14 protein-coding genes and 1 pseudogene are annotated in these 17,158 nt (G+C 67.9%); 11 read left to right on the top strand and 4 right to left on the bottom strand.

Features of this window, described 5'->3' with window-relative positions; all coding sequences use genetic code 11:
* Positions 1-3: 3 nt before the first annotated feature.
* The 9 genes and pseudogenes from hpaE (at position 4) to radA (ending at position 10,458) form a co-directional block, all read left to right on the top strand.
* Entirely contained in the window at positions 4-1,518 is a 1,515-nt protein-coding gene (gene hpaE, locus ACFTSA_RS18495) for a 5-carboxymethyl-2-hydroxymuconate semialdehyde dehydrogenase (protein WP_377953120.1), read from the top strand.
* Between the two features lie 61 nt (positions 1,519-1,579).
* On the top strand, positions 1,580-2,665 hold the full coding sequence (gene hpaD / locus ACFTSA_RS18490) for a 3,4-dihydroxyphenylacetate 2,3-dioxygenase (protein WP_377953118.1): 1,086 nt from the start codon (positions 1,580-1,582) through the stop codon (positions 2,663-2,665).
* A 3-nt stretch (positions 2,666-2,668) separates the two neighbouring features.
* The gene (hpaH, locus tag ACFTSA_RS18485; RefSeq protein ID WP_377953111.1) at positions 2,669-3,454 is read left to right on the top strand and encodes a 2-oxo-hept-4-ene-1,7-dioate hydratase; all 786 of its coding nucleotides are present in this window, start codon (positions 2,669-2,671) and stop codon (positions 3,452-3,454) included.
* A complete protein-coding gene (locus ACFTSA_RS18480; RefSeq protein WP_377953110.1) occupies positions 3,439-4,242 on the top strand; it encodes an HpcH/HpaI aldolase/citrate lyase family protein in 804 nt (267 codons plus the stop codon). Before hpaH ends, ACFTSA_RS18480 begins: the two co-directional genes overlap by 16 nt.
* Positions 4,243-4,282: 40 nt before the next feature.
* Positions 4,283-5,787, top strand: a pseudogene (locus ACFTSA_RS18475) (NAD-dependent succinate-semialdehyde dehydrogenase).
* 124 nt (positions 5,788-5,911) lie between these two features.
* Positions 5,912-6,433 (top strand): hypothetical protein, encoded by a 522-nt coding sequence (locus ACFTSA_RS18470; protein WP_377953108.1) that lies wholly within the window; start codon positions 5,912-5,914, stop codon positions 6,431-6,433.
* Complete coding sequence (locus ACFTSA_RS18465) at positions 6,325-7,707, top strand: aldehyde dehydrogenase family protein (RefSeq protein WP_377953182.1); 1,383 nt, start codon at positions 6,325-6,327, stop codon at positions 7,705-7,707. Before ACFTSA_RS18470 ends, ACFTSA_RS18465 begins: the two co-directional genes overlap by 109 nt.
* A gap of 158 nt (positions 7,708-7,865) precedes the next feature.
* Positions 7,866-8,990 carry an aromatic acid exporter family protein gene (locus ACFTSA_RS18460; protein WP_377953107.1) on the top strand — a complete coding sequence of 375 codons (1,125 nt, stop codon included), beginning with the start codon at positions 7,866-7,868 and terminating at the stop codon, positions 8,988-8,990.
* Between the two features lie 88 nt (positions 8,991-9,078).
* On the top strand, positions 9,079-10,458 hold the full coding sequence (gene radA, locus ACFTSA_RS18455; RefSeq protein ID WP_377953106.1) for a DNA repair protein RadA: 1,380 nt from the start codon (positions 9,079-9,081) through the stop codon (positions 10,456-10,458).
* An 83-nt stretch (positions 10,459-10,541) separates the two neighbouring features.
* Here the strand turns inward: radA and ACFTSA_RS18450 are convergent, their stop codons facing one another.
* Positions 10,542-11,336: a YcnI family protein gene (locus ACFTSA_RS18450; RefSeq protein ID WP_377953104.1), complete on the bottom strand. Its 795-nt coding sequence runs from the start codon at positions 11,334-11,336 to the stop codon at positions 10,542-10,544.
* A gap of 155 nt (positions 11,337-11,491) precedes the next feature.
* The gene (locus ACFTSA_RS18445; RefSeq protein WP_377953102.1) at positions 11,492-12,109 is read right to left on the bottom strand and encodes a hypothetical protein; all 618 of its coding nucleotides are present in this window, start codon (positions 12,107-12,109) and stop codon (positions 11,492-11,494) included.
* Between the two features lie 213 nt (positions 12,110-12,322).
* On the opposite strand from ACFTSA_RS18445, the gene ACFTSA_RS18440 reads away from it, so the two are divergent.
* Both ACFTSA_RS18440 and ACFTSA_RS18435 read left to right on the top strand, forming a co-directional pair.
* Positions 12,323-12,961, top strand: coding sequence for a hypothetical protein (locus tag ACFTSA_RS18440; protein WP_377953100.1), 639 nt, complete (start codon positions 12,323-12,325; stop codon positions 12,959-12,961).
* Between the two features lie 145 nt (positions 12,962-13,106).
* Positions 13,107-13,928, top strand: coding sequence for a YcnI family protein (locus ACFTSA_RS18435; protein ID WP_377953099.1), 822 nt, complete (start codon positions 13,107-13,109; stop codon positions 13,926-13,928).
* Between the two features lie 2 nt (positions 13,929-13,930).
* Here ACFTSA_RS18435 and ACFTSA_RS18430 read toward each other — a convergent pair whose 3' ends face one another.
* Both ACFTSA_RS18430 and ACFTSA_RS18425 read right to left on the bottom strand, forming a co-directional pair.
* Positions 13,931-15,187, bottom strand: coding sequence for a beta-ketoacyl-[acyl-carrier-protein] synthase family protein (locus ACFTSA_RS18430; protein WP_377953098.1), 1,257 nt, complete (start codon positions 15,185-15,187; stop codon positions 13,931-13,933).
* A gap of 61 nt (positions 15,188-15,248) precedes the next feature.
* On the bottom strand, positions 15,249-16,862 hold the full coding sequence (locus ACFTSA_RS18425; protein ID WP_377953096.1) for a peptide chain release factor 3: 1,614 nt from the start codon (positions 16,860-16,862) through the stop codon (positions 15,249-15,251).
* Positions 16,863-17,158 lie beyond the last annotated feature (296 nt).

Here is a 17,158-nt window from a genome sequence, read left to right as displayed (position 1 = left end):
ACGATGACGACCCCTGTAGAAACAGCAGCAAAGCACTACGTTCCCGAGAACCTGCCCACCCACATCCAGCACTTCATCAACGGCAAGTTCGTTGACTCCGTGGGCGGGAAGACCTTCGATGTCCTGGATCCGGTCTCCAACCAGAACTACGCCACCGCCGCGGCCGGCCAGAAGGAAGACATCGACCTCGCCGTCGCCGCCGCCCGCGAAGCGTTCACCAGCGGCCCGTGGCCCAAGATGAAGCCCCGCGAACGCGCCAAGGTCCTGAACCGGATCGCCGACGCCGTCGAGGCACAGGAAAGCCGCCTCGCCGAGCTGGAAACCTTTGACACCGGCCTGCCCATCACCCAGGCCAAGGGCCAGGCGCTGCGCGCGGCGGAGAACTTCCGCTTCTTCGCGGACCTGATCGTGGCCCAGTTCGACGACGCCATGAAGGTCCCCGGCTCGCAGATCAACTACGTCAACCGCAAGCCGATCGGCGTCGCCGGGCTCATCACCCCGTGGAACACCCCGTTCATGCTCGAGTCCTGGAAGCTCGCCCCGGCCCTGGCCACCGGCAACACCGTGGTCCTCAAGCCGGCCGAGTTCACCCCGCTGTCCGCATCCCTATGGGCCACCATCTTCAAGGAAGCCGGCCTGCCGGACGGCGTCTTCAACCTGGTCAACGGCCTGGGCGAGGAGGCCGGCGACGCGCTGGTCAAGCACCCGGACGTCCCGCTGATCTCCTTCACCGGCGAGACCACCACGGGGCAGACCATCTTCCGCAACGCCGCCGCCAACCTCAAGGGCCTGTCCATGGAGCTCGGCGGCAAGTCCCCGTGCGTGGTGTTCGCCGACGCCGACCTGGACGCCGCGATCGACTCCGCCCTGTTCGGCGTCTTCTCCCTCAACGGCGAGCGCTGCACCGCCGGCTCCCGGATCCTGGTGGAACGCGCCATCTACGACGAGTTCTGCGACAAGTACGCCGCCCGCGCCAAGAACATCGTGGTCGGCGATCCCCACGATCCCAAGACGCAAGTGGGTGCCCTGGTCCACCCGGAGCACTACGAGAAGGTCGCTTCCTACGTGGAGATCGGCAAGTCCGAAGGCCGGCTGCTGGCCGGCGGCGGACGGCCGGAAGGCCTGCCGGAGGGTAACTACATCGCCCCCACCGTCTTCGCGGATGTCTCCCCCGACGCCCGGATCTTCCAGGAGGAGATCTTCGGTCCCGTCGTCGCCATTACCCCGTTCGAGAACGACGACGAAGCCCTCGCCCTCGCGAACAACACGAAGTACGGCCTGGCGGCCTACATCTGGACCCAGAACCTGACCCGGGCCCACAACTTCTCGCAGAACGTGGAAGCCGGCATGGTGTGGCTGAACAGCCACAACGTCCGCGACCTGCGCACCCCGTTCGGCGGGGTCAAGGCCTCCGGCCTGGGCCATGAGGGCGGCTACCGCTCCATCGATTTCTACACCGACCAGCAGGCCGTGCACATCACGCTCGGCTCCGTCCACACCCCCAAATTCGGCGCGTAACCGGTAAAACCGGCCGCCCGCCGTCGTACTTCCAGACCCCTTTCAAAGAAGAGAGAACATCATGACCAACTTCGTTCCCACCCCCACTGTCCCGGCACCGGACATCGTCCGCTGCGCCTACATGGAAATCGTGGTCACGGACCTCGCCAAGTCGCGCGAGTTCTACGTCGACGTCCTGGGCCTGCACGTCACCGAAGAGAATGAAAACACCATCTACCTCCGCTCCCTGGAGGAGTTCATCCACCACAACCTGGTGCTCCGCCAGGGCCCCATCGCCGCGGTGGCAGCGTTCGCGTACCGGGTGAAGTCCCCCGCCGAGGTGGACGCCGCCGAGGCCTACTACCGCGAACTCGGCTGCCGGGTAGAGCGCCGCAAGGAAGGCTTCACCAAGGGCATCGGCGACTCCGTCCGCGTCGAGGACCCGCTGGGCTTCCCGTACGAGTTCTTCTACGAGACCGAGCACGTCGAGCGCCTCACCCAGCGCTATGACCTCTACTCCGCCGGTGAACTGGTCCGCCTGGACCACTTCAACCAGGTCACCCCGGACGTGCCCCGCGGCCGCGCCTACCTGGAGGACCTCGGCTTCCGCGTGTCCGAGGACATCAAGGACTCCGACGGCGTCACCTACGCCGCGTGGATGCACCGCAAGCAGACCGTGCACGACACCGCCCTGACCGGCGGCAACGGCCCGCGCATGCACCACGTCGCCTTCGCCACGCACGAGAAGCACAACATCATCCAGATCTGCGACAAGATGGGCGCCCTGCGCATCAGCGACAGGATCGAACGCGGCCCCGGCCGGCACGGCGTCTCCAACGCTTTCTACCTCTACATCCTGGACCCGGACGGCCACCGCATCGAGATCTACACCCAGGACTACTACACCGGCGACCCGGACAACCCCACCATCACCTGGGACGTCCACGACAACCAGCGCCGCGACTGGTGGGGCAACCCCGTCGTCCCGTCCTGGTACACTGAGGCCTCCCTGGTCCTGGACCTGGACGGCAACCCGCAGCCGGTCATCGAGCGCGAGGAAAAGAGCGAAATGGCCGTCACCGTCGGCGCCGACGGCTTCTCCTACACCCGCAAGGAAGGGTCCTCCGAAGACGACCGGACGGGCTTCAAGCTGGGAGCCCAGGTCTAAGCCATGCTGGACGCGAAGACGATCGAGGCCATCGCGGACGAGCTGGTGGAAGCCGGCCGGACCCGCACCCCTGTGCCCCGCCTGACTGCCCGCTACCCGGACATGACGGTGGAGGACTCCTACGCGGTGCAGCAGCTGTGGCGGCGCCGCAACGAGGACGCCGGCCGGACCCTGGTGGGGCGCAAGATCGGCCTCACGTCCAAAGCCATGCAGGCCGCCACCGGCATCACGGAACCGGACTACGGTGCCATTTTCGATGACATGGTGCTGGAAACCGGCTGCTCCGTTTCATGGGACAGGTACACCCACCCCCGAGTAGAGGTGGAGCTGGCATTCGTCCTGAAGGACGGGCTCAAAGGCCCCGGCTGCACCATCTTCGACGTCCTCAACGCCACCGACTACGTGGTTCCGGCCCTGGAAATCCTCGATTCGAGGATCGAGATGGAGGGCCGGACCATCGTGGACACCATCTCCGACAACGCCGCCATGGGCGCCATGGTGGTGGGCGGCCGGCCGGTGAAGCCGGACGCCGTCGACCTCCGCTGGGTCTCCGCGATCCTCTACAAGAACCAGACCGTGGAGGAAACCGGCGTCGCCGCGGGCGTCCTGGACCACCCGGCCAACGGCGTGCACTGGCTGGCCAATAAGATCGCCGCCCACGGCGATTCGATGAAGGCCGGCGACATCATCCTGGCCGGTTCCTTCACCCGCCCGCTCTGGGTGTACAAGGGCGACACCGTCCACGCCGACTACGGACCCCTCGGGAGCGTCACATGCCGCTTCGAATAGAAGATACCTTCCGGTCCGCCCTGGAAAGCGCGGACCGGCCGCTGGCCGGCATGTGGGTCTGCTCCGGCAGCCCGCTCATCGCCGAGCTCTGCGCCGGGTCCGGCCTGGACTGGCTGCTGGTGGATGCCGAACACAGCCCCAACGGGCTCGAGTCCATCCTGGCCCAGCTCCAGGCCATCCACGGCTACCCGGTCCACACCCTGGTCCGGCCGCCGGTGAACGACACTGTGCTGATCAAGCAGTATCTTGACCTGGGCGTGCAGAACCTGCTGGTCCCGATGGTCAATTCCGTGGCCGAAGCGGAGGCCGCGGTGGCGGCCACGCGCTACCCGCCGCACGGCGTCCGCGGCGTCGGTTCCGCGCTTGCCCGCGCCGCCCGCTGGAACCGGGTCCCGGACTATCTGGCCCGGGCATCGGAGACCGTCAGTGTCACCATGCAGATCGAATCCACGGCTGCGGTTGAGGCGGTAGAGGACATCCTGAAGGTCGACGGCGTGGACGCCATCTTCGTCGGGCCCTCCGACCTCGCGGCCTCCATGGGGCTGCTGGGCCAGCAGGAACACCCCGAGGTGCGCGCCGCCGTCGAACACTGCCTCGCCGCCGCAAAGGCGGCCGGCAAACCCGCCGGCGTCAACGCCTTCGCCCCCGCCACCGCCCGTGCCTACCTCGACGCCGGTGCCTCCTTCATCCTGGTCGGCGCCGACGTCGCCCTCCTCGCACGCGGCTCCGAAGCCCTCGCCGCCGAGTACGTCCAGCCGTCCGACGGCGACAGCCCGGCCAGCTACTAGACCGCACCCAAATCCTTCCCTTTCCCGAGGAGACTCCCGCATGACCACTTCGCCCGTACTATCCCCTGCCATCTCACCGGAACGCGAGGCCTCATTGCTCGCGTCTGTGCCCACCGGTCTGCTGATCAACGGCCAGTGGCGGGATGCGTCCGACGGCGGCACGTTCGACGTCCATGACCCCGCCACCGGGGAGGTGCTCGCCACCCTCGCCTCCGCCACCAGCGAAGATGCTGTTGCCGCGCTCGACGCAGCCGACGCGGCCCAGGCGTCCTGGGCGCAGACCGCACCCCGGGTGCGGGCCGAGATCCTGCGCCGCGCCTTCGACCTGGTCACCGAACGCGCCGAGGACTTCGCCCTGCTGATGACCCTGGAAATGGGCAAGCCGCTGGCCGAAGCCCGCGGCGAAGTCACCTACGGCGCCGAGTTCCTGCGCTGGTTCTCCGAAGAGGCAGTCCGCGACTACGGCCGCTACCTCACCACTCCCGAGGGCAAAAACAAGATCCTGGTCCAGCACAAACCGGTGGGCCCGTGCCTGCTGATCACCCCGTGGAACTTCCCGCTCGCCATGGCAACCCGCAAGGTCGCACCGGCCGTCGCGGCCGGCTGCACCATGGTCCTCAAGCCGGCCAAACTCACACCGCTGACCGCGCAGTACTTCGCGCAGACCATGCTCGAGGCCGGCCTGCCCGCCGGAGTCCTCAACGTCGTCGCCTCTTCCAGTGCTGCCGGCATATCCGGGCCGCTGCTGAAGGACTCAAGGTTGCGCAAGGTCTCCTTCACCGGTTCCACCCCGGTGGGCAAGCGCCTCATGGCCGACGCCGCGCAGAACGTCCTGCGGACCTCCATGGAGCTAGGCGGGAACGCCCCGTTCATCGTGTTCGAGGACGCCGACCTGGATGCCGCCGTCGAAGGGGCCATGGCCGCCAAAATGCGGAACATGGGCGAGGCCTGCACGGCCGCCAACCGCTTCCTCGTCCACGAATCCGTCGCCCAGGAATTCACCGGCAAATTCGCCGCCGCCATGGGCGCCCTGACCACCGGCCGCGGAACCGACTCCGCCACGAAAGTGGGCCCGCTGATCGACGCCGGCGCCCGGGACGACGTGCACGCCCTGGTGAGTGCCGCCGTCGACGCCGGAGCCACCGCCATCACCGGCGGCGCACCTCTGGACGGGCCCGGCTACTTTTACCAACCCACCGTGCTCGGCGGCGTGCCAACAACGCCGAGATCCTCCGCCAGGAAATCTTCGGACCTGTCGCCCCCGTGACCACCTTCAGCTCGGAAGAGGACGCCATCAAGCTGGCGAACGCCAGCGAGTACGGCCTCGCGTCCTACCTCTACAGCCGCGACTTCAACAGGATCCTGCGCGTGGCCGAACAGATCGAATTCGGCATGGTCGGCTTCAACGCCGGCGTCATCTCCAACGCCGCAGCCCCCTTCGGCGGCGTCAAACAATCCGGACTCGGCCGCGAAGGCGGTTCAGAAGGCATCGCCGAGTACACCACCACCCAATACATCGGCATCGCCGACCCCTATGCGAACTGACACAGCGACTGTCCACACAGCAAGGAAAACCCTTGAGTACTGTCCCGCACGGGCAACGCGGCTCGGCAAGGGATAACCGCCGCGTAGCGTTCGCCACCATCATCGGCACGCGCTGTTCTGGCTGGTGAACACCGGGAACTACGCGCTCGGTGCGATCATCGGCGGCGCCTTCGCCCCGATGATCGCCACGGCCCTGGTCCAGGCCACCGGGACAACGGCCTCGGTGTCCGTCTACCTGCTCATCGTCGCCCTCGTTTCGACGGCCGCTCTCCTGGTGATCCGCGAACGCAGGGGCATCGACCTGGGCATCAACAACCAGGCCGAGCAGGAGGTCGGTGCCACCGTCTTCGACCGGCGCCAGGCGGACTCGGCCGACGCTGCAGTTCGCCCCAAGTCAAGGGTTCTGCACCCAAAGACAAGCCACCGGCCACCCGTGCGGACAACACTTGGGTATGCCCGCCTCGCCGCCCGGCTGAGCGCACTTTCCTACTCGAAGTGGAGTACCTCTTGGAAACCTACGATGCCCTCCTCGCATCCATCACCGCAGGCCCCGGCCAGGAGACCCGGACCATTTTCGATCCCGCCACCGGCGGCGTCGTCGGCCAGGCCCCGGTCCACACCGTCCAGGACCTCGAGACCGCGGTAGCCGCGGCCACCGCCGCGCAGCCTTCCTGGGCCGCACTGGGCCACGACGCCAGGTCCGCCGCGCTGCTCAAGGCCGCCGACGCCGTCGAACGCTCCGCCGAGGAACTCGCCCAACTGCTCTCCCGCGAACAGGGCAAACCCCTCAACGGCCCCAACGCCCGCTTCGAGGTCGGCGCCTGCGCCGCCTGGCTCCGCGCCGCCGCCGCCACCGAACTCAAACCCGAAGTCATCGTCGACGACGGCGAAACCTACGCCGAACTCCACTACAAACCCATCGGCGTCGTCGGCGCCATCGGCCCCTGGAACTGGCCCATGATGATCACCATCTGGCAGATCGCCCCCGCCCTCAGAATGGGCAACACCGCCGTCGTCAAACCCTCCAAAATGACACCCCTCTCCGTCCTGGCCCTGATCAAGGTCCTCAACGAAGAACTCCCCGACGGCGTACTGCACGTCATCCCCGGCGACCGCGAAGTCGGCGCCCGCCTCGCCGAACACCCCGCCATCGGCAAAATCATGTTCACCGGCTCCACCGCCGCCGGCCGCGCCATCATTCGCTCGTCAGCCGATACGGTCAAACGCCTCACCCTGGAACTGGGCGGCAACGACGCCGGCATCGTCCTGCCCGACGCCGACCCCACAACCATCGCCCAGGACCTCTTCTGGGGCGCCTTCATCAACACCGGCCAGACCTGCGCCGCCCTCAAACGCCTCTACGTCCACGACACCATCTACGAGGCCGTCTGCGACGAACTCACCACCGTCGCCGCCGCGATGCCCATGGGCGTGGGCACCGACGAAAACAACGTCCTCGGCCCGCTCCAAAACAAAGCCCAGTACGACATCGTCGCCACCCTCGTCCAAGCCGCCAAAGACAGCGGCGCGAAGATCCTGCTCGGCGGCAACCCCGACCCGGCCCAGCCCGGCTACTTCTACCCCACCACCCTCGTGGCCGACATCGACAACACCAACCCCCTCGTCACCGAAGAACAGTTCGGCCCCGCCCTGCCCATCATCCGCTACACCACCGTCGACGAAGCAGTGGAGATGGCCAACGCCCTCGACGTCGGACTCGGCGCCTCCGTCTGGTCCCCCAACCTCACCGCAGCCCGCGAAGTCGCCGCCCGCATCCAAGCCGGCACCGTCTGGATCAACAAACACGGCGCCGTCGACCCCCGCATCCCCTTCGGCGGCGCCAAACAATCCGGCTACGGCCTCGAATTCGGCGTCGAAGGCCTCAAACACCTCGGCGTCCCCCAAATCATCAACGGCTAACCGGAACACCGAAACCCAACAGCAGGACAAAAGGGCCGCCGTCGCAACAACGCGACGGCGGCCCCTGCCGTTCTTCGGCTCCCGGGGTTTGCTTCCGCCGGCCGTCACCTGGGCGTCGGTTTCCCGGTCCACGGCGGCTCCGGCCATAGACTGAAGCCATGCCCCAGACCGGACTCGCCGCCAGCAAACGCTTCCTTCGCGGCCGGATCAGGACAGGGATGGTCCGGAGCCGGAATTCGCTGGTTCCTGCGATCCAGATGACCGTCGGCGCAGTGGCTGCGTATGGGTTTGCGGAGTTCGTCCTGGGGCACACCGGGCCGCTGTTCGCGGCCACGTCCGCCCTGATTGCCCTGGGTTTCTCCCGCGACCTGCGTTTGCGGAGGGTGATGGAGGTGGGGCTGGGATGCACCCTCGGCATTGCCGTGGGTGACTTGCTGGTCCACTGGCTCGGGGCGGGGATCTGGCAGGCCGCCGTGGTGCTTTTGACGTCAATCCTGCTGGCCCGTTTCCTGGACAGCGGCAATATCTTCACCACGCAGCTGGCGCTGCAGTCCGTGCTGGTGGTGCTGCTGCCGGCGCCTGCCGGCGGGCCATTCACGCGCAGCATCGATGCCGTGGTGGGCGGCGTGGTTGCCCTGCTGATCACCATCCTGGTGCCGAAAGACCCCCGCCGGGAACCGCGCAGGGACGTGCAGAAGCTGCTCCATGAACTGGCAGAAGTACTGCGGGAATGCGCGGCGGCACTGCTGGAGAGTGACTCCACCCGGGCGTGGCATGCCCTGGTCCGCGGACGGAACAGCCAGCCCCTGGTGGATGCCATGCGGCATTCGCTCCGCGCATCCGGTGAGGTGGCCACGCTGGCGCCCGCCTACCGGCGGCACCGGGACGAACTGGACCGGCTGGAGCAATCGCTGGAGTTCATTGACCTTGCCCTCCGCAACAGCCGCGTCTTTGCCCGCCGGCTCACCAGTTCCATCAACCACGCCGCGCTGTCCGACGAGGCCACCGAGAATATCGCAGAGGTTCTGCAGGAGACGGCGGCGGCGGTGGACGAGCTCTCGCTCGGCCTCGCCGAAGTGCAGGAGGGGGCCCGCCATGCCCACCTGCGCAGCGCACGGCAGGACCTGGGTGATATCGCCGGGCGACTGCATCCCAGGATGCTGAAAGTGCAGAAGCTGGAGGGCGAAACGGTGGTGATGCTGTTCCGGCCGCTCATGGTGGACCTGTTGGAAGCCGCCGGCATCGATTCCCACGAGGCCCGCGACCTCCTGCCCCCGCTTTAGAGGGCCCACGGCCGCAGGGTTCCCTGGCCGAGCTTGCGAGGTGAGGGTGCGGCCGGGGATTGTCGGACCCGACGGATACTGTGGAGCAATGGCTACAAAGACTTCCCGGGTTTCCAAGGCACCGGGCTATAAGTGCGCCGAATGCGGCTGGACTACGGTCAAGTGGGTGGGCAGGTGCGGTGAGTGCCAGGCATGGGGCACCGTTGAGGAAACCGGCGCCGCGGTAGCGCGTACGACGGCGGCCACCACGGTTCTGGTGCCCGCCCGCCCCATTGCCGAGGTTGACGCGACCACCGCCGCATACCTGCCTACCGGCGTGGATGAACTCGACCGCGTGCTCGGCGGCGGCGTGGTGCCCGGCGCCGTCATCCTGCTCGCGGGCGAGCCCGGTGTGGGCAAGTCGACGCTGCTGCTGGACGTTGCCGCCAAGTTCGCCCGGACCGGGCAGAGCGTCCTGTATGTGACCGGCGAGGAATCCGCCGCCCAGGTGAAGCTGAGGGCGGAGCGGATCAGCGCCATCGCGGACACCCTCTACCTGTCCGCGGAGACCGACCTCGGCCAGGCGCTCGGCCAGGTGGAGAAGGTGGAGCCGAAGCTGCTGGTGGTGGACTCCGTGCAGACGCTTAGCAGTGCGGACGTCGAGGGCAGCGCCGGCGGAGTTTCCCAGGTCCGCGAGGTGGCTGCCTCGATCATTTCCACGGCCAAGCGCCGGAACATGACCACGCTGCTGGTTGGGCACGTGACCAAGGACGGCTCCATCGCAGGTCCCCGCATGCTGGAGCACCTCGTGGACGTGGTGTGCCAGTTCGAGGGTGAGCGCCACTCCCGCCTTCGGCTGCTGCGGGCGGTCAAGAACCGCTACGGGCCCACCGATGACGTGGGCTGCTTCGACCTCACCGAGGACGGCATCCTGGGCCTTGCCGATCCGAGCGGGCTGTTCGTCACCCGCACCAAAGAGCCCGTATCCGGTACCTGCATCACCGTCACCATGGAGGGCCGCCGGCCGCTGCTGGCTGAGGTGCAGTCCCTGCTTGCGGAGACCCAGAACTCACAGCCGCGCCGGGCAACCAGCGGCCTGGACAGTTCGCGCGTGTCCATGCTCCTGGCTGTGCTGCAGCAGCGTGCCGGACGCCAGCTGCACAAAGACGATTCCTATGTTGCCACGGTGGGCGGCGTGAAGCTCAGCGAGCCTGCCACCGACCTCGCGATCGCGCTGGCCGTGGCGTCCGCGAAGGAGAAGAAACCCCTGCCGCAGCGCCTCATAGCGTTTGGGGAAGTGGGCCTGGCTGGCGAAGTGCGTCCCGTGCCGGGAATCAACCAGCGCATCCAGGAGGCTCACCGGCTCGGCTTCACGCACGCCGTCGTTCCCGCGAGCCCCACCGGTCCAGGCCCGGTCCCCGCCGGCTTTAGCGTCAGGGAGGTCGGCCACCTGACCGAGGTCCTGGAACTGCTCATCGGCAAACCCTGAGCAGCCATTCAAAAGCACCCCGCACCTCCACTGGCCTTCCAGGGGAGGTGCGGGCCGCTGCCTTTATGGACGGAGTGTTTGGGCTACTTCTTGACCGCCCGCGTGCGGGCCAGGGCAGTGGCGCCCGCGGCGAGGCCAAGCAGACCCGCCACCAGCCCGATCCAGCCGACGACCTGGCCGTCGTTGGAGTCGGTGCCTTCCGATGCCGAGCCGGCCGGTGCTGCATCGGGCGTCGCGCTTGCGGACCCTTCAGCGGACTCCGCCGCAGTGACCACGAACGACGGCGCCGGGTGGTGTTCCTCCGCCTCGGCCGGTGCTGAGGCGGCGGAGGAAGCCGCCGAGGGGCTTGCGGAGGAGGTGGCGGACGCGTGGTCGTGCCCGCCCTCGGCCGCGTCCGCCCAGTTAACGGTGGTTCCGTCGGTGTAGCCCTGGGCGGCGGGCAGCATCATGGTGGTGCCGGCGGCCGGAAGCCGGCCCACGGACAGCGTGAAGGTCTGGAATTCGTTCTGCCCGATCTGGTGGGCGGCATCCGCGGTCCAGATCACGCTGGTGGGCGCCTTGGTGACTGTTGCGCCTGCAATCTCCACAGGCCTGGGCAGGGTAGTGGTGACCACCTGCGCCTTCCAGCCGTCCATCGGCTTCACGGAGACCGAGGTCAGTGGGGTGTCAGTGGGGAGCTTGACTTCCAGCCGGTTGGTCTTGGCCGTCCCGGACTCGTTCGGAACGCTGAAGGTCAGCTTGGTGAAGCCGCCCTCGGCGGTTGCGGAGGGGTCAACCGTGACGTGCGCGGAGGCTGCGGCGGCACCGGCGGCGAGAAGGCCGGCTGTGAGGGAGGCGGCTGCTGCGGTCTTGAGGGTACGGCGGATGGAGGTGTTCATGGGGGTGGTGCCTTTCAGGAAATCAGACGGGGCCCATGCGCCGTCAAAGCGACAAAGCTTTGGCGTCACGGGCAGGTAGCTGCGCGCCGCCGTCGGACCTGCCTGAAAAACGGAACCGTCCGGAATGGAAAGGCCCGTTCTGCAAGGAAACCTGTTTAGGCGGCGAAAGGCACCGGCGGCCCGCGCCGGGTTGGCAGGTGCACGCCGGCCCTCGTCCGTGGGAGGACGGCCGGCACCGGCAAGGGCATGGGGACCCGCCCGGGAAGGATGACGGCCGGTTCGGGCCAGCGGAAAAGCGGCTGCAGCCACGAGGCAAGTGCTGCCAGAACGCGTTCCCCGCGGGCCAGCAGGGCTGCGGTGCAGACGGTGGCAATGGCGTGCGCAACGAACATGACGCCGTCGGATGCAGCGATGTGGACGCTTTCGGCCGTGGCGCCTGCGAATGCCGGCTCCACGGCTGCACCCGTATGGCCGGCATGGCCCGGCAGCAGGGCAGCTGACCCCGGCGCGGCAGTATCCGCGCCGGCCAGGGCCTCGAAGGCCCAGTGCAGCCAGAGCTGGCCGGCGCCCAGAAGACCGACCAGGGACGGCCAGGAAAGCCGGAACCGGGTCAGGGCGGCGACGGGAACCAGAGTCACGGCGGTCAGCGCTGCCAGGATGGCCGCGGCGGGAAGCTGGCCGCCGCCAGCGAGGTGCCCGCCGGCGGCAAACCCGACAACGAGGGAGCCGATCAGCCCGGTGCGGAAAAGCCGGAACGAGGCACGGGGCATCATCAGCGGTCCTTTCCACAAGATCGACGGGCAGAGCGGGCGTCACAGCAATTCTAAGGGCCGCCGGAACCACGGCCCTTTGCCCATCCTCCCCGGACCACCATTCCGGGCGGCCCAGAGCTGCAAAAAACGGGGCAATGTCCAAGGTTTTCCCACGCTGTGGTGTTTACGGTCGGGGTGTCACAGCAGTTGCGGGCCTGGTGGAGGGAGGCACCGATGGATCTCCGAGGTCCCCTGCGCCTCTTCCGCGCAGCCCTGGTCACTTCCCTGGCGTTCTCCCTGGCTGTGGGCGGCCACGTCCTGGGTGGCGGACAGCTTCCGGGCGCCGCGGCACTTGCCGGATCTGCCGCAGTCCTGCTGGCCCCGGCCGCCTGGCTCGCCCGGCGGCAGCTGTCGTTCGCCACCCTGTTCGGTGTGCTCAGCGCCGGCCAAGTCATGCTGCACACCGCCTTCACGGACCTCGCCCCCGGCGCTTCCTGCCTGCCCCAACTGCCGCTTTCCCAGTTGCCGCTGGCCGGCACTTTGGCGCACAGCGGGCACGCGGGCCTGAGCTGCTCGGCCGCAATGGAAAACATGTCCATGGGTACCGGCGGCAATTCACCCGCCATGCTGGCAGGCCACGCCCTCGCCACGCTTGCCACCGTCTGGCTGCTGTGGAGCGGCGAGGCCGCACTGTGGCAGCTCCTGGCCTGGCTCCGCCCGCTGGTACGGCTCCCCCGCCCCGCCGGGTTCACGCCCGCCATGCACCGCCCCGGGGCATGGCCCACAGTTTTTGTCGCATCCCACCGCCGCAAGCTGCGGCACGACACCCTTCGCGGCCCGCCCTTCACGGCCCTCCCGCGCACCATTCAGTAACTTCCTCCGCATGGCTGTTCAGCCTGCGGAGGGGTGCCGGGACGCTGCCTGACCATCCATCACCCCACGCTGCCCCTCGGCACGCCCCACGGCGCGAGCACGTCACCCGGCGCGAACGCGCGGCAGCACCGCGAAAGGCTTTGTCATGACTGCTTCAACAACCCGTGCCCTGAAGTTCCGGACCACGAAAACTTCTGCACCGAAAACTTCTGTACTAAAAACTTCTGCACTGAAGTCCGTCACCGTCACAGCGGCAGCGGCCGGCCTTATGGTCCTGGGCGTTGGTTCGGCTTCCGCCCACGTCCACGTGGACCCGGCGTCCACCTCTGCCGGCGGCTTCTCGCAGCTGACCTTCCGGGTTCCCAACGAGTCCGAAACGGCCAAGACCACCAAGGTCACCGTCACACTGCCCACGGCCACGCCGTTCACGTCCGTTTCGGTCAAGCCCATGGATGGCTGGACGGCGAAGATCACCGAGGCTGCCCTGCCCGCTCCGGTCACCGTGGAAGGAGCCAAGATCACCAAGGCCGCCGCCACGGTCACGTGGACTGCCGATGCAGCCCACCAGCTCGGGCAGCATGAATACCAGACGTTCTCCATCTCGGTGGGACGCCTGCCCGATGCCGGGACCACCGTGTCGCTGCCGGCCGCACAAACCTACTCCGACGGAACGGTGGTGAACTGGAACCAGCCGGAGACCGCCGGCAAGCCCGAACCCGAGCACCCGGTTCCCTCCTTCGTCACCACCGTGGCAGCGGACGAGCACTCCCATGCGGCACCGGCTCCCGCCGCAGAGACGGCAGCTGCGGACACGGCATCTACCGACACCGCAGACACCTCGGCGGCGTCGTCAACCACCCAGGTCACGGCTGCTCCGGACAACACGTTCGGCATCGCGGGCCTCGGGGCGGGCCTGCTGGGCCTGGCAGCGGGGACCGCGGCCCTGGTGCGGACCAGGAAGCGTTAACGTCAGGCGCTGGTGACCACGAGCGCCGCGCTGTGCCCGCCGAACCCGAAGGCATTGACGAGTCCCGCCGTCGCGGTGCTGCCGCTGACGGCACCGGTGATGACGTTGAGGTCCACGTCGGGATCAAGGGAAGCCACGTTGTAGGTGCCGGGCAGGTCTCCGGTGCGGAGTGCCTGCAACGTGGCGATGGCGGCCAGCGCACCCGCTCCGCCGAGCAGGTGACCGGTGAGGGACTTCGTGGACGTCACCGGCACCTGGTCGCCCGCAATGGCCTTGATGGCCTGCGCCTCCAGCCGGTCTCCCACGGGCGTGGAGGTGGCGTGCGCGTGCACGAACCCGATGTCCGTGCCACGGAGGCCGGCGGAGGCCAGGGCCTTCTCCATGACCCGCACCTGCATGTCCGGATCGGCCGCAACGATGTCGTTCGCGTCCGAGGTCACGGCCGCCCCGGCAATGCCGCCCAGGACCTCGGCGCCGCGGGCACGCGCGTGGTTCTCGCTTTCCAGCACCACGATCCCCGCTCCCTCGGACAGCACGAACCCGTCGCGGTCCCGGTCGAACGGCCGCGAAGCCCGCTCCGGCTCGTCATTGCGCGTGGAGAGCGCCCGGATCTGGGAAAAACCGGCGATGATCAGCTCATTGACGGAGGCGTCCACGCCGCCGGCAATTACGACGTCGGCCGCGCCGGACCTGATCATTTCGGCACCCTGGGCAATCGCCTCGGCCCCGGACGCACAGGCGCTGACAGGTGTGCGTGCCCCGCCCTTCGCGCCCAGGTCGATTGAAACCCACGCGGACGGCCCGTTCACCATGAGCCGGGTCAGGGTGTGCGGGGAAACCTTGCGCGGGCCGCCGTTGTCCAGCTCCCTGACCTGGGCCAGCACGGTGTCCATGCCGCCATACGCCGAGCCGATCACGACGGCGAGCCGCTCCGGTTCGACGGCGGGTTTCCCCGCCTGCTCCCACGCTTCGCGCGAGGCTACGAGCGCCAGCTGGCCGCAGCGGTCCATCCGCTTCAGCTCGCGGGTGCTGAGGAAAGCGCCAAGGTCTGCGGTGACCCGCCCGGCGATGCGCACCGGCAGAGCCTCGGCCCAGCCGTCCTCCAGTGCCGCGATGCCCGACCGGCCGGTCAGCATCGCCTGCCAGGTCTCGGCCACTGTGTCCCCGAGCGGGTTCATGGATCCCATGCCGGTTACGACGACCCTGGTTGCTCCTGAAACGCTGGCTGACGTTGCGGCGGACGGCTGGTTTGTGGACACGGCGATACCTTGCTTCGTTGGTTGGGAGACCGTTCGGGAGCTGTGGCCCCGGTTGGTGCAGCTACTTCGCGGGGTTGTGCGTCCCGATAGGTACCAGCGTCAGGTCCGGGTGGTTCTTCTCGATGCGGCGCAGGGCCCAGACGTCGTTGAAAAGGGCCAGGTATTCGCCGTCGGACCGCAGCAGCACCTCGGCGCCCGGCACGTTGGCCAGGGCAGGCATGGCATCCGCCGTCGAGATCCTGGCCATGGAGTATGGAAGTCGTTCCAGGCGCATGGGCGCGCTGAAGTCGTGCGCCATGCGGTCCTCCACCACTTCGAACTGCATGGGTCCGACCGCGGCAAGCACGGGCGCCTGGTCACCGCGGACGTCGGAACGCAGCACCTGGATGACGCCCTCGTGCTCGAGCTGCTCGATGCCGCGGCGGAACTGCTTGAAGCGGCTGGGGTCCTTGGACCGGGCAACCTGGAAATGCTCGGGGGCGAACAGCGGGATGGCCGGGAACTCCACGGCTTCCTCAAGGAAAAGGCTGTCCCCGACGCGCAGCGAGGACGCGTTGACCAGGCCCACGACGTCGCCCGGGTAGGCCTCGTCGATGACCTCGCGTTCGCGGCCGAAGACCTGCTGCGCGTACTTCGTGGCGAAGGACTTGCCGGTCCGGGTCTGGGTGACCACCATGCCGCGCTCGAACACCCCGGAGCAGACACGGATGAACGCAACGTGGTCGCGGTGGGCCTTGTTCATGCCGGCCTGGACCTTGAAGACGAAGCCGGAGAACGGCGATTCGACGGCACGCGGGGTGCCCTCGATGTCCGGCCGGGGCGCGGCGGGCGGGGCGAAGTCCACCAGCGCATCCAGGAGTTCCTTGACGCCGAAGTTCAGCGCCGCGGAGCTGAACAGGATGGGCGTGGCCTTGCCGGCGTGGAAGCTCTCGACGTCGAAGGCGAGGTTGGACTCGATGACCAGGCCCGCCTCGTCGACGGCGTCCGTCCAGTTATCGCCCTGGCTTTCGGCAGCTTCTTCGGGGGTGAAGTATTCGGTGAGGGCGATACTGGCGCCGGCGTTGTTCCGCTGGAAACGCGCGAACCTGTCATTGCGCAGGTCCCAGACACCCCGGAAATCACCGGAGATGCCCACGGCCCAGGTCAGCGGCATGGGCTGCAGCCCGGTGCGCTCGGTGATCTCATCCATGAGGGCCAGCGCATCAAGGCCGGGGCGGTCCCACTTGTTGATGACCGTGATGATGGGGAGGTTCCGCTGCTTGCAGACCTCGAACAGCTTCATGGTCTGGGTCTCGAGGCCCTTCGCCGCGTCGACCAGCATCACGGCGCAGTCGACGGCGGCGAGCACGCGGTAGGTGTCCTCGGAGAAGTCGGCGTGGCCGGGGGTGTCCAGCAGGTTGATGACGGTGTCCCGGTAGGAGAACTGCAGTGCGGCCGAGCTGATGGAAATACCGCGGTCCTTCTCCATCTGCATCCAGTCCGAGACCGTCTCCTTGCGGTTGGCCTTGCCGCTGGACGCGCCCGCGGTGCCGATCACCTTGGCATGCAGGGCGAGCGCCTCGGTAAGCGTGGACTTGCCGGCGTCGGGGTGGGAGATGACGGCGAACGTCCGGCGCCGGGAGGCCTGCTTATGGATCTCGTGCACTCGGGCGGGGCTCTGCACTTCTTGGGACACGGTGCTACTTTCACTGCGATCCGCGGGGGATCAATGTTGGAAAAGGTGGCGGCGGAACCTGCCGGCCAAGGCTTCAAGTTTATCGCAGCGGCGGAATCCGCACCGAAGACGGCCCAAAAGTGCCCCTCAACCGGCCGCCGTCGAGCGCACTCCGAAGGCCTCTCCTGCAGGCCTCCGCCGGGCCACTTTAAGGCTTGCCCGTGCGGTTGCTGGGGTAATCTACCTCTAGGATGGTGCATGCGGGAAACCGAGTACTTTTGATCCTGCCGGCGGACCAGTCCAAACCGGCAAACCTG

Source organism: Arthrobacter sp. NPDC057013, assembly GCF_042674585.1.
Taxonomy (GTDB): Bacteria; Actinomycetota; Actinomycetes; order Actinomycetales; family Micrococcaceae; genus Arthrobacter.
Note: the sequence above shows the minus strand (reverse complement) of the source record. Positions and strands in the feature narration are given on the sequence as shown.